This window comes from Streptomyces sp. KPB2, assembly GCF_003950055.1.
Taxonomy (GTDB): Bacteria; Actinomycetota; Actinomycetes; order Streptomycetales; family Streptomycetaceae; genus Streptomyces; species Streptomyces salinarius.
Genome location: NZ_CP034353.1, coordinates 4,365,213 through 4,377,859 on the forward strand (window position 1 = coordinate 4,365,213; position 12,647 = coordinate 4,377,859).

The window sequence follows — 12,647 nt, forward strand, 5'->3', positions numbered from 1 at the left end:
CCCGCGCTGGGTGCCCGGTCGCACCCCCTCGGCGACAATGACCCCGTGCGGTACAGAATCCTGGGCGTCACCCAGACGGAGGACCACGGCACCGTCGCAACCCCCGGCGGCCCCCGCCTGCGCGCGCTGCTCACCGCCCTCGCCCTGCGCCCCGGTGACCTCGTCACGCCCACCACCCTGATCGACGAGGTCTGGGCGGAGGACGACCCCCCGCAGGACGCCCCCGCCGCCCTCCAGGCCCTGGTCGGCCGCCTCCGCCGTACCGTCGGCAAGGACGCCGTCGTCTCGGCCCCCGGCGGATACCGGCTCGCGGCGACCCGCGACGACGTCGACCTGTACGTCTTCGAACGCCTCGTACGACAGGGCACCGCCGCCCTCGGACACGGCGACGCCGCGACCGCCGCCCGGCACCTGGACGAGGCGCTCGCCCTCTGGCGCGGCCCGGCCCTGGCCGACCTCCCCGGCCACGCCGCCCGCCCCGAGGCGCTGCACCTGGAGGCCACCCGCACCCGTATCGAGGCCGGTCTGCGCCTCGGCGACGCCCACGACGCCGTACCGAGACTGCGCGAACTGACCGCCGCGCACCCGTACGACGAGCCCCTGCACGCCCTCCTCATCTCCGCCCTGCGCGCCACCGGCCGCGACGCCGACGCGCTGGCCGCCTACGAGAACGCCCGCCGCACCCTCGCCGAAGGCCTCGGCACCGAACCCGGCACCCGACTGCGCACCCTGCACGCCGAACTGCTCGGCGCGGAGCCGGAGACCGCCCCGGCGTCCGAGCGGGCCGTGGCCGCCGGTGAGCGCCGCGGCAACATCCGGCCCAGGCTGACCACCTTCGTGGGACGGGAACGGGAGCTCGACGCCATCCGTTCCGACGTGCGCCGCGCCCGCCTGGTCACCCTCACCGGACCGGGCGGATCCGGGAAGACCCGCCTCGCCGAGGAGGCCGCCGCCGGGATCGAGCAGGCGTGGCTGGTCGAACTCGCCCCGCTCGACCGGCCGGAGGCGGTGCCCGGCGCGGTCGTCAACGCCCTCGGGCTGCGCGAGACCGTGCTGCTGACCGGAGACCGGCCGGCCGTGCAGGACGACCCCGTCGCCCTGCTCGTCGAGTACTGCGCCCCGCGCAGCCAACTCCTGGTCCTCGACAACTGCGAACACGTCATCGGCGCGGCGGCCCGGCTAGCCGAGACCCTGCTGACCCGCTGCCCGGGCCTCACCATCCTCGCCACCAGCCGGGAGCCGCTGGGCGTGCCCGGTGAATCGGTGCGCCCGGTCGAGCCGCTCAGCGCCGAGCAGGCGTCTCGTCTCTTCACCGCGCGCGCCAGTGCCGTACGGCCCGACGCCGACGTCGTACTGCGCGACGAGGAGGCCGTCGCCGAGATCTGCCGGCGCCTCGACGGACTGCCGCTCGCCATCGAACTGGCCGCCGCCCGGCTGCGGCTGCTCACCCCGCGGGAGATCGCCGACCGGCTCGACGACCGCTTCCGCCTGCTCACCTCCGGCAGCCGTACCGTCCTGCCCCGCCAGCAGACCCTGCGCGCGGTCGTCGACTGGTCCTGGGACCTACTCGACGAGGCGGAACGCACGATGCTGCGCGAGCTGTCCGTCTTCGCGGGCGGCTGGGACCTGGCTGCGGCGGAGGCCGTGTGCTCCGGGCCCGCCGCGGACCTCGTGGGGGCTCTCGTGGACAAGTCCCTCGTCGTCGCCGATCTCGGCCGGGAGGGCGCCGACATGCGCTACCGCATGCTGGAGACCATCCACGAGTACGCCGGGGAACGCGCCGCCGAGGTTCCCGGGCTGCGTGTCGACGCCGAGCGGGCCCACCGCGCCTGGGCGCGCGCCCTGGCCGAGGAGGCCGACCCGCAACTGCGCTCGTCCGGGCAACTGCCGTACATAGCGCGCCTGGAGACCGAGCACGACAACATCCGTGCGGCCCTCGACCGCTCCCTCGCCGCCGGCGACGAGCCGGAGGCCGCCGCCCTCGCACTCGCCATGGGCTGGTTCTGGTGGCTGCGGAACTACCGTCACGAAGGCGTCGGATGGCTGGACCGCGTGCTGCGCCTCGGCTCCGCTCCGGACGCGGACGGTCCTCCGGTGACGGACGTCCTCGACCGTGCCGCCGATCCCGTCGACGCGCTCCTCGCCGAGCGGGACGGTGACCCGCCGCACCCGCTGCACTCCCTGCGCATGCGGGTGCGGATGATGCACATCCTCCTCACCTTCGAGACCGCGCCGAGGGAAGGACTGCGGGACGAGCGCATGCGGCGGTACGTGCGGCGGGTGCGGGACCACTTCGCCGCAGGCGGCCCCGAAGCGGCCCGGGTGCCCGGACTCATCTGGCCGCTGACCGAGTTCTTCGTCAGCGACTCGGGCGACGTCCGCGGCTCCATGGACGCCTCCGTCGCCAACTGCCGCAGGTACGGGGGCGAATGGGAGATCGCCGCCAGCCTCATGTTCCGCGCCCACGCGGTGGTCGACCTCTCGGGCACCCCGGTCGGCATCGACGACGACCTGGCGGAGCTGCGCGTCCTCAGCCGCCGCGTCGGCGACCGCCTGGTGGAGGCCCAGGTGTGCAGCGCCTTCGGCGAGGCCGCCATGGTGCGCGGTCGCTACCAGGAGGCCAGGGCCGAGTACGAGGAGGCCCTGCGGCTCGCCGAGGAGGTGGGCGCCTTCGCGGAGGCGCCGTTCCTCATCGCCCGGCTCGCCGAGATCGCCTACCGCGAGGGGGACCACGGCACGGCACTCGGCGTCCTCGACGAGGCCGGGGCCGCGGCGGACCGGTACGGCGTGGTGGACTCCAAGGCCTTCGTCCTGATGCTGCGGGCCGGACTCGCGGTGGTGGAGGAGGACTACGCACGAGCGCGTGTCCTGTGGGAGGCGGCCGACGAGGAGTGCCGGCGCGGCACGCCGCCGCCGCAGTTCCTGGCGATGCTCGGGCTGGTGGACGCGCTCGTCACGGCGGGCGAGTCGGGCCCGGGGGCGGCCCTGCCGCTGCTGGCGGACACCGTGCGCACGGCCGTCGAGGAGCGGTGCGCCGACCTGGTCCTCGCGACCCTCGTGGACAGCTCGGCCGGTCTGCTGAGCGACCTCGGCGACCACGCCCGCGCGGTGCGGCTGCTCGGCGCGGCCGGGCACTGGCGCGGCGACCGTCCGCGCCCCATGCCGGACCGCGCACACGCCGAACGGGCCGAGGCCGCCGCCCGCGGGGCCCTCGGCGGTGAGCGGTACGACGACGAACTGGCCGCGGGTGCCGTCCTCACCCCCCGGGACGTCGTCGCCGCGCTGGCGGCGGCGGTGGGGCAGCCGGTCCCGCAGGCGCCTACGCGCAGGTGAAGCGGGACTGCGCCCAGTCCGCGAGCGCCACCGTGTCGACGGGGCTGTGCGGCTCGGTCACCAGACGCAGGCTCTCCCGGCCGGAGATGTCCACATGGACGGGGACCGCCGGGTCTCCGCCCTTGACCATCCCCGAGTTCCACAGCCGGACGCCGTCGGCGTACACCGAGAAGTGGACCTTGCCCAGCTTCATCGTCAGGTCGTCGACGCCGGCCAGCGCGTCGTAGGACGAGCAGTCACGGTTGAGGTCGATGGTGACCGACGAACGTCCGTTGACGGTGACGCCGTGCGCGTACGACACGTCGTCGATCGACAGGGCCGAGCGCTGCCACACCCAACTGCTCCCGGCCAGCCGCATCTCGGGGCCTGTGCCGTCGCCGCTCACGTCGTACGCCAGCTCGCTCCACTGGTAGACGGCGGGCGGGGGTGGGGGCGGAGGCGTCGGCGTGGGAGTCGGCGTGGGGGTGGGAGTGGGTGTGGGAGTGGGTGTCGGGGTCGGTTTCGGCGTGGGCGTGGGCGTGGGGGTGGGAGTGGGTTTCGGGGGCGGCGTGGGGGTCGGGGTCGGTTCGGGTGCTGCCACCGGCTCGGGTGGGTTCGGGGGACGCGTCGAGGGCGTGGGGGTGTCCGGGGCGGGCTGCGCCACCGGTGAGGAGGCCGGCGGGGCGGCCTTCGGCGGGTCCTTCTCCGGGGCGTCGTTGCCGGCCAGCGCGAGGGCCAGCGCCGCCGCGGCGGCCACCGCGACCACACCGGCCGCGATGCCGGCCTTCACCGGCGCGCCGAGCCCTTCCGCCGCCGCACCGCCCCCGGCGCCCGCTCCGCCGGAGCTGCCGCCGCTCGCCGCGGCCGCCGCACCCGCGGCTCCCGCCGCGCCGGCGCCCGCGCCGCCGGCGATGAGCCCGGCCGCCTTCGCGTACCCGGCGACACCGAACCAGCCGATGACCGCCACGGGCACCACGGCGGGGATGCCGCTCGCGACCTCCTCGATCTGGGTCGCGGCCAGCCGGCACCTGGCGCACTCCTCCAGGTGCTTGCGCAGCCCGCGTTCGGCCCGGATGCGCAGCCTGCCGCGCGCGTACGTGCCGAGCTGGTCGGCGTAGCGGGCGCACTCCTCGTCGGTGGCGAGGGCATCGCTGACGTGGGCCTGGAGATAGGCCTGCTTCAGCCCCTCACGGGCGCGGCTGGCGAGGACGCGGGTGCCGTTGGCGTCCAGCCCGAAGAGCGTGGCCACCTCGCTCGGCGACTCGTCCTCGACCTCGGTGTGCCACAGCACCGCCTGCCACCGCTCCGGCAGCGACCGGAAGGCCCGCATGGCCATCGACTGCTCGGCCTCGTGCATGGCGCGGACGTCGGCGCCCAGCTCCAGGGTGTCGTCGTCCGGCACCTTCGCGGTGTACGCGGCCTGCGCGGCGAACACCGCGAAGTCCTCGACCAGCTGCTCCCGCCCCGCCGACCGGGTCCAGCCGGCGGCGACGCGCCGCACCGCGGTGAGCAGGTAGGCGCGCACGGCGTGCTCGGGACCCGAACCGCCGCGCACCGCCTGGAGCATGCGGGCGAACACCTCGGCGGTGAGGTCGTCCGCGGTGTGGGCGTCACGACAGCAGGTGCGCGCGTACCGGCGGACCGCGTCCGCGTGACGCCGGTACAGCTCCTCGTAGGCCGTGTCGTCGCCCGCGCGCATCCGCTGGATCAACTCCGCGTCGGACGCCGGAACCTCGCGCGGCGGCGGCAGGACGCCACCGTCGTCCGGGTCCCAGGGTGGTGGCAGCACGCTGTCCTCGTGCAGTTCGCGCTGCGCCGGGACCTCGGCCTCGGCGCGGCCCTCGCCCTCGGCAGGAGCCTCGCTGCCACCGTCCTCGACGGGGCCGGCCCGCCGGTCGCGGGCCGGTCCGGCCGGACCGCCCTGGCCCGGCACCTGCGGCGCGCCACCCTCCCGGGCGGCACCGGTCCCGGCGTCACCGGGCCCCTTCTCGCCGTCACCGACTGACCCGTCCCGCCCGTCAACACTCATCGCGGAAAGCCCCCGCCAACCTGCCCAGCCAGTCCGAACACCGGGTCAGCGTGCCATATTGGCTTTTGTTCAGGACCCCCTTGTGCCGACCATCACTCGTCTGTGGGGACTTGCCGGGCCGCGGTAATAACGCTCAGCCGTTCGGGGAAGGAGAAACGAACCGCCTCACGGCACCGCCATCCCGGCCCGCCCCGCCCCCCGGTCCTGTCCGGCCGTCCGGCCCGACCCGTCCTGTTCCGGCTGCCCGGGCAGGATGCGTTCCGCACCGGCCGTCCCGGACCGGTCCGCCCAGCACCGGCCGCTCCGTTCCGGTCGTCCCGGACAGCCCGGTCGGCGCCCGCCGCCCAGGACAGGGCGCTTTCCGCACCGGGCGTCCCGAGCGGGCCGTGCCGCACGGACCGTGTCGCGTCGGTCCTCTCAGGCCGGCCGTGACCGCAGGCCCTCCAGCAGGATGTCCAGCAGGCGGGCCGAGGCCGCCGCCTGCTGGGCCGGGTCCGGCAGTGAGGGGGCCGCCGTGGCTATCACCAGCAGTACGTCGGACACCGACACGTCCGGCCGCAGCTCACCCGCCGTCCGCGCCCGCTCCACCAGCCGGCCCACGACCTCCAGCAGCGTCGCGGCGCCCTCGGCGACCGCGACGGAGCCGTCGGTGGAGGCGGCGACGGAACCCGCCCCGCCGGCCGGTGCCCCGGCCGCGACGGTCTCCTCGGGCACCAGCCGCAGTTCGCCGGCGCCCGGCTGTATCCGCTGCTGCGGCACCCGGGGATCACCGGCCGCCGCACCACCGGCGCCACCGGTGCCGCCCTCGCCGTCCTCCGGCACGCCGACCCGCAGCACCTGCGGCGGCAGCAGCCGGCCGGCGCCCGAGGCCACCGACGTCCGCAGGAAACGGGACAGCGCCGACCACGGCTCGTCCTCCTGCCCGAGCGCCGCGCGTGCCTGGTCGGTCAGCCGAGCCGTCTCCTCCTCGGCTATCCGGCGCACCAGCACGTCCTTGCTCGGAAAGCGCCGGTACACCGTGCCCACACCGACCCGCGCGCGCCGGGCGACGTCCTCCATCGGCGCGCCGTACCCCAGCTCGCCGAACACCTCGCGCGCCGCGCGCAGCACGTGCTCGAGATTGCGCTGGGCGTCCACGCGCAAGGGCGCGCTCCGTGCCGCGTCTCCGCGGGCGCCGCCCGCCGTCGTACTCATCGCACCGCCGGGCGCGACGGCCGACGCGGACGACCAATGAGAATCCTGAACATGCATAGACAATCCCCCGGTAATGACGTCTCCCCCCGGAGACTCTCCCCGCCATCGAAAGCCGGAGTGCACGGAACGGGCCCGCTTCCGTGGTCCGCCCGTCGCGGACCCCATGAGCACATGCCCCCACACACCGTGGGAAAGAACATAGTTGAGCGAGGGTCAATTCAGAAGGGGCACGTTCCGCACGGAGCGCCCCCCGTTCGGAGCACCGATCGCATACGCCCCGAATGTGCCACCCCCGAACCCCGCCCCCGCCCCTGCTGACCTGCGCGATCACGCTTGCCCGGGCCGTTTCGCCCGCCTGCGCGCTCCCATGATCTCCAGTCACACAATTTGCCGAGCCTGTGGACAAACGCAAGCGTCGGGTGCGTCATGGGGTGGTGAAGGAACGTGCGCGCATTCTCGTTGTCGGCGGTGGCTACGTCGGGATGTACACGGCCCTGCGGCTGCAACGGAATCTCAAGGGCGAACTGCGGCGGGGCGAGGCCGAGATCATGGTCGTCACCCCCGACCCCTACATGACGTACCAGCCGTTTCTCCCCGAAGCGGCGGCCGGTTCCATCTCCCCGCGGCACGTCGTCGTTCCCCTGCGCCGTGTCCTCGGCCAGTGCGACGTCGTCGTCGGCGAGGTGCGGTCCATCGACCACACGACGCGCACCGCCACCCTCACCACCCTCGCCACGGACGAGGAGAGGACCGGCGCCCGCCGGGTGACGTACGACGAACTCGTCCTCGCGCCCGGCTCCGTCTCGCGCACCCTGCCCGTCCCCGGCCTCGCCGACCACGGAGTCGGCTTCAAGACCGTCGAGGAGGCCATCGGGCTGCGCAACCACGTCCTCGAACAGATGGACATCGCCTCCTCCACCCGTGACCCGGCCATCCGCGACGCCGCCCTCACCTTCGTCTTCGTCGGCGGCGGCTACGCGGGCGTGGAGGCCCTCGGCGAACTGGAGGACATGGCCCGCTACGCCGCGCGGTACTACCACAACGTCACTCCCGAGGACATGAAGTGGATCCTCGTCGAGGCCTCGGGCCGCATCCTGCCCGAGGTCGGCGAGGAACTGGGCCGCTACACGGTCACCGAACTGCGCCGCCGCAACATCGACGTACGTCTGGACACCCGCCTCGAATCCTGCGCCGATCGCGTGGCCGTCCTCAGCGACGGCTCCCGCTTCCCCACCCGCACGGTCGTCTGGACGGCCGGCGTCAGACCGCACCCGGTCCTCGCCGCCACCGACCTCCCCCTGGACGACCGGGGCCGGCTCACCTGTACCGCCCACCTGTCGGTCGACGGCGCCCCGCACGCGTGGGCGGCCGGAGACGCCGCCGCCGTCCCCGACGTCACCGCCGCCGAACCCGGCCGCACCTGCGCCCCCAACGCGCAACACGCCGTCCGCCAGGCCAGGGTCCTCGGCGACAACGTCACCCACGCCCTGCGCGGCGAGCCCCTCGACACGTACGCCCACACCAACGCCGGTTCCGTCGCCTCCCTCGGCTTCCACCAGGGCGTCGCCCAGGTCTACGGGCGCAGGCTCAAGGGCTACCCCGCGTGGTTCATGCACCGCGCCTACCACCTCAGCCGGGTCCCCACCGTCAACCGCAAGGCGCGCGTACTCGCCGAATGGGTGATCGCCGGCCTCTTCAAACGGGAGATCGTCTCCCTGGGTTCACTCGAACATCCGCGGGCGGAGTTCGAACGCGCGGCCGGTGGAAAGCCTTCTCAGGAGCCCCCGCACAACCCGAAGGGGTCGTCCTGACCGGAGCCAAGAACTCCCCCGGCCACTGGGGCGTCTGACGGATGTCGGCCGGGCGGGCGCCCTGCCAGACTGGTCGACCACCGCGGGCGCGCCGCCGCTCGCCCCAGCGCGGCCCCCGGGGCCCGGGCCGCCCGGCCCGTCCCGGTCCCCGGCCGCCGACAACTACACGAGGCAAGGATTCGTGAACTTCACGCGCTGGAGCGCCCGACTCCCCGGAACACAGCGCCGCGCCGCGTCGCGGACGGACACGGCGGTCCCCCCGGACCGCCGGGGAGACGGCTCCGTACCCGCCGCCCGCGCCGAACAGCTGACCGACGAGGCCCCGCCCGTCCCCGACGTGGACGACCTGCCCGTACGCGACGTCCTCGACCGTGTCCCGGCCCTCGTCGCCCTCGTCCACGGCCCCGAGCACCGTCTCGCCTACGTCAACGACGCCTACGTCGCCGCCTTCGGCACACGCGACCTCGGCGCCCGCGCCCGCGAGGCCCTCCCCGAGCTGGACGAGCCCGGCCTCTTCCCGCTCCTGGACCAGGTCCAGCGCAGCGGCAGGCCCCGCACCCTCAAGTCCCGCAAGGCCCCCGACGGCCGCTCCTACACCTTCACCTGCACCCCGGTCACCGAGGGCCACAACGGCGACGGCCGCGGCGTCCTCGTCTTCGCCACCGACGTCACCGACCACGCCGAGGCCGCGGGCCGCCTGCGCGCGAGCGAACGCAGCCAGCGCGAAACCGCCGTCACCCTCCAGCGTTCCCTCCTCCCGCAGGAACTGGAGGAGCCCGACGACCTGCGCGTCGCCGCCACCTACCACCCCGGCGGCACCGAGGCCGCGGTCGGCGGCGACTGGTACGACGTGATCACCCTCGGCGGCGGCCGCACGGCCCTCGTCATCGGCGACGTCATGGGGCGAGGCGTCCGCGCGGCGGCCGTCATGGGCCAGCTCCGCACGGCGGTCCGGGCCTACGCCCGCCTCGACCTGCCCCCGCACGAGGTGCTCCAGCTCCTGGACGGCCTCGCCGCCGAGATCGACGCCAACCAGATCGCCACCTGCGTCTACGCCATCCACGACCCGAACGAGGGCCGCCTCGTCTACGCGTCCGCCGGCCACCTGCCCATCCTCGTGCGCGACGAGGACGGCACCGTCCAGCGCGCCGACGAACCCACCGGCCCCCCGCTCGGCACGGGCGGCTGGATCCACGCCTCCGGCTCGATCGCCCTGCCTCCCGGTTCCACGGCCGTCCTCTACACCGACGGCCTGGTGGAACGCCGCGACGAAGACCTCGACGAGGGCATCGCCGCCCTGGAGCACGCCCTGTCCGGCGCCACCGGCACGCCCCAGGTCGTCTGCGACCGACTGGTCCGTTCGGCGGGCGTCACCCCGGAGCACGACGACGACGTCGCCGTCCTCGTCCTCCAGCACCCCGCCCGCAAGGGCACCGAGGCCGAGCTGTTCCGCAACGCCGCACTGGAACTGCTCGGCGGAGTGGAAGCGGCCCCACGCGCGCGTGCCTTCGCCTCCGGCGTCCTCACCAGCTGGCGCTTCCCGGCCGACCTGCACGACCTCGGCGTCCTGGCCACCAGCGAACTGGTCGCCAACTCCCTCCAGCACGGCACCCCGCCGATGCGGCTGCGCCTGCGCCGCACCGACCGCCGCCTGATCATCGAGGTGACCGACGGCGACGACCACCTGCCCCGACGCCGCCGCGCGGAGCCCGGTGACGAGTCCGGCCGGGGCATCGCCATCGTCGCGACGATCGCCTCCAACTGGGGATCCCGGCGCACACCGGGCGGCGGCAAGGCGGTCTGGTGCGAGTTCGTCCTGCAGAAGCCGTGAGCCGGCGCCGGGACGGTGGGATTCCCGGCCCCGGCTGCCGGCCGGCTCACGCCTCCGCGGCCACCACCGCGTCGGCCGGCGCCCCGCCCTGCGTGACCACCAGGCTCCGCGCGAGCGACGGCTGATTCTGTACGTCGGTCAGCTGCCGTCCCAGCCGCACCGCCAGCACCGTGATGCCCAGCGAGAACAGCAGGAACGCCACGATGTACGGCCCGTGCAGCGAGGCCCCCAGCGGCCCGCCCACCGCGGGACCGATCGCCAGCGCGAGCTGCTTCACCAGGGCGAAAGCGGAGTTGTACTGCCCGGCGAGCCCGGTCGGCGCGAGATCCGCCACCAGCGGCGCCAGCGTCGGCGACAGCATCGCCTCACCCAGCCCGAACAGCGCGTACGTCGAGATGAAGGCGGCCGTCGCCATCGCCTGGCTGCCGTGCCCGAGCCCGGCGTACCCGGCCACGGCCCACGCCACGGCCCAGATCAGCCCCACGGACGCGATCACGCGAGACCGCTTCCGTCGCTCCACGAACTTCAGCACCGCGAACTGCGCGACCACGATCATCAGCGTGTTCGCCGCCAGCGCGGTCCCAAGGGCGGACGTGGAGATGCCCGCCGCCTCGACGCCGTACGCGCTCAGCCCCGACTCGAACTGCCCGTAGCAGGCGAAGAACAGGACGAAGCCCAGCACGCACAGCTGCACCATGGCCCGGTTGCCGAGCAGCTGCTTCCAGCTCCCGCCGCCGGTGCCCTGCCCCGGCGCCTCCTCGATCCGCGGAGCGCGCGGCGCCCGCACCGTCGCCATGACGGCGACCAGCACCAAGAACATCGCCGCCTCGATGGCGAACAGCAGCGTGAAGGACGACGCGCTGGAGGTGTCGACCAGGTGGCCACCGATGAGCCCGCCGACGCCCAGCCCCAGGTTCTGCAGGAAGAACTGCATCGCGAACGCCCGCGACCGGGTCTCCGTCGTGGAGCAGTCCACGATCATCGTCGCGAGCGCCGGCTGCATCACCGCCTGCCCCGCACCGAGCGCGGCGGCGGACAGCAGCACCGTGCCCGCCGAGGCGGACAGTCCGAGGCTCATCGCGCCGAGCGCGGCGGTGACCAGGGCGACCAGCAGTACCGGCAGCGGGCCGCGCCGGACGATGGCCCGCCCGGCGAACGGCAGCACGATCAGCGCGGCCACGGCGAAGACGGCGAGCACGAGGCCCGCCGTGACAGAACCCAGTCCCCGTACCTGCGCCACATAGACGTACAGGTAGGGGACTGTGAAGCCGAGTCCGAACGCGCTGAGTGCGTTGCCCACGTGGATCCGGCGCATCGCCGCGCCCATTGCCCTGGTCACGTTCACCCTCTCTTGATCTCTCGGGATCGATCGCTGCGGCCCTCAGAGCTGAAGGCTGAAGACTTAGAAGCTAAAGTTCGAAGGTAAAGAGTACATAGCGAAGGACTTCAAGGCAAAGGAGCCGCGTGCCATACTGCGGCCATGGGCGACACCTCCGGCGCCGGCGAGCCGACACTCGAAGAGCAGATCGCCGCCTACCAGCGCGAGTTCCAGGACCTCGACCCCCAGGTCGAGAAGATCGTCTCGGCGCTCTCCCGCCTCAACCGCCGTATGAACGTCGCGTACGGCCGGCAGACCGCCGAGCTGGGCATCAGCAACACGGACTGGGAGGTGCTGAAGGCCCTGGTGCTCTCCGGCGCCCCCTACCGCCTGGGCCCCGGTGACCTCGCCAAGCGCCTCGGCCTGACACCGGCCGCGATGACCCACCGCATCGACCGCATGGTCACGGAGGGGCTGGTCACCAGGGAACGCGACGAGAACAACCGGGTCCGCGTGATCGTGGCGATCACCGCGGAGGGGCGCGAGAAGTGGCTGGCGGCCATGCGACTCGCCACCGTCTTCGAGGAGGACCTGCTCCAGGACCTCTCCGCCGACGACCGCACCGCGCTCGGCGAGGTGCTCACCCGCCTCCTGCGCAGGGTGGAACACGCCCAGCCGGACGCCGGCGGCCGGCTCAGCGACCTCGATTAAAAGATCTTGACAGGGACGCTTGACAGTCACTTGCCAGATCCGTAAGGTTCTTCGAGTTGCCACGGCACCGTAACGGTTCTGCGGCAGCACCTCCCGCCGCAGCAGCGGCACCCAAACCACCAGCACGATCCCCAACGGGAATGACTTCGGCGCGCCCGAATTCAATTCCCATGGGTACGCGTCGGCCCGGTCGACCCCGATTGGGAAACGCGGAGAAGGTCCGCTAAGGTTTGGGACGTCGGAACGGCCCAACGGCCGGGACGACAACCCCCTCTGACGGGGAATCAGAGCCCGAAAGGATCTGATAGAGTCGGAACCGCCGGAAAGGGAAACGCGAAAGCGGGAACCTGGAAAGCACCGAGGAAATCGGATCGGAAAGATCTGATAGAGTCGGAAACGCAAGACCGAAGGGAAGCGCCCGGAGGAAAGCCCGAGAGGGTG

The 12,647-nt window shown here is 73.6% G+C and carries 8 protein-coding genes; 5 read left to right on the top strand and 3 right to left on the bottom strand.

The genetic code is table 11. The annotated features are described in order from the left end of the window. Nucleotides 1-45: 45 nt before the first annotated feature. Nucleotides 46-3,333, top strand: a complete 3,288-nt coding sequence (locus D1J63_RS19500) for a BTAD domain-containing putative transcriptional regulator (RefSeq protein ID WP_164712891.1) — start codon at nt 46-48, stop codon at nt 3,331-3,333. Here D1J63_RS19500 and D1J63_RS19505 read toward each other — a convergent pair. Then, nucleotides 3,320-5,101: a sigma-70 family RNA polymerase sigma factor gene (locus tag D1J63_RS19505; RefSeq protein ID WP_241235585.1), complete on the bottom strand. Its 1,782-nt coding sequence runs from the start codon at nt 5,099-5,101 to the stop codon at nt 3,320-3,322. The two genes, D1J63_RS19500 and D1J63_RS19505, sit on opposite strands and share 14 nt — an antisense overlap. Nucleotides 5,102-5,110: 9 nt before the next feature. On the opposite strand from D1J63_RS19505, the gene D1J63_RS37250 reads away from it, so the two are divergent. Beyond that, nucleotides 5,111-5,317, top strand: coding sequence for a hypothetical protein (locus D1J63_RS37250; protein ID WP_240798636.1), 207 nt, complete (start codon nt 5,111-5,113; stop codon nt 5,315-5,317). Between the two features lie 441 nt (nt 5,318-5,758). Here the strand turns inward: D1J63_RS37250 and D1J63_RS19510 are convergent, their stop codons facing one another. After that, nucleotides 5,759-6,592: a helix-turn-helix domain-containing protein gene (locus tag D1J63_RS19510; protein ID WP_125630324.1), complete on the bottom strand. Its 834-nt coding sequence runs from the start codon at nt 6,590-6,592 to the stop codon at nt 5,759-5,761. Nucleotides 6,593-6,966: 374 nt separating this feature from the next. Between D1J63_RS19510 and D1J63_RS19515 the strand changes: the two genes are divergently transcribed. Beyond that, nucleotides 6,967-8,346: an NAD(P)/FAD-dependent oxidoreductase gene (locus D1J63_RS19515; protein WP_102931982.1), complete on the top strand. Its 1,380-nt coding sequence runs from the start codon at nt 6,967-6,969 to the stop codon at nt 8,344-8,346. A 181-nt stretch (nt 8,347-8,527) separates the two neighbouring features. Beyond that, the gene (locus D1J63_RS19520) at nt 8,528-10,177 is read left to right on the top strand and encodes a SpoIIE family protein phosphatase (protein WP_125630326.1); all 1,650 of its coding nucleotides are present in this window, start codon (nt 8,528-8,530) and stop codon (nt 10,175-10,177) included. 46 nt (nt 10,178-10,223) lie between these two features. On the opposite strand, the gene D1J63_RS19525 is transcribed toward D1J63_RS19520, so the two are convergent. Further along, on the bottom strand, nt 10,224-11,504 hold the full coding sequence (locus D1J63_RS19525; protein ID WP_125635606.1) for an MFS transporter: 1,281 nt from the start codon (nt 11,502-11,504) through the stop codon (nt 10,224-10,226). Nucleotides 11,505-11,657: 153 nt separating this feature from the next. Between D1J63_RS19525 and D1J63_RS19530 the strand changes: the two genes are divergently transcribed. Then, a complete protein-coding gene (locus tag D1J63_RS19530) occupies nt 11,658-12,206 on the top strand; it encodes a MarR family transcriptional regulator (RefSeq protein ID WP_102929878.1) in 549 nt (182 codons plus the stop codon). Nucleotides 12,207-12,647: the final 441 nt, after the last annotated feature.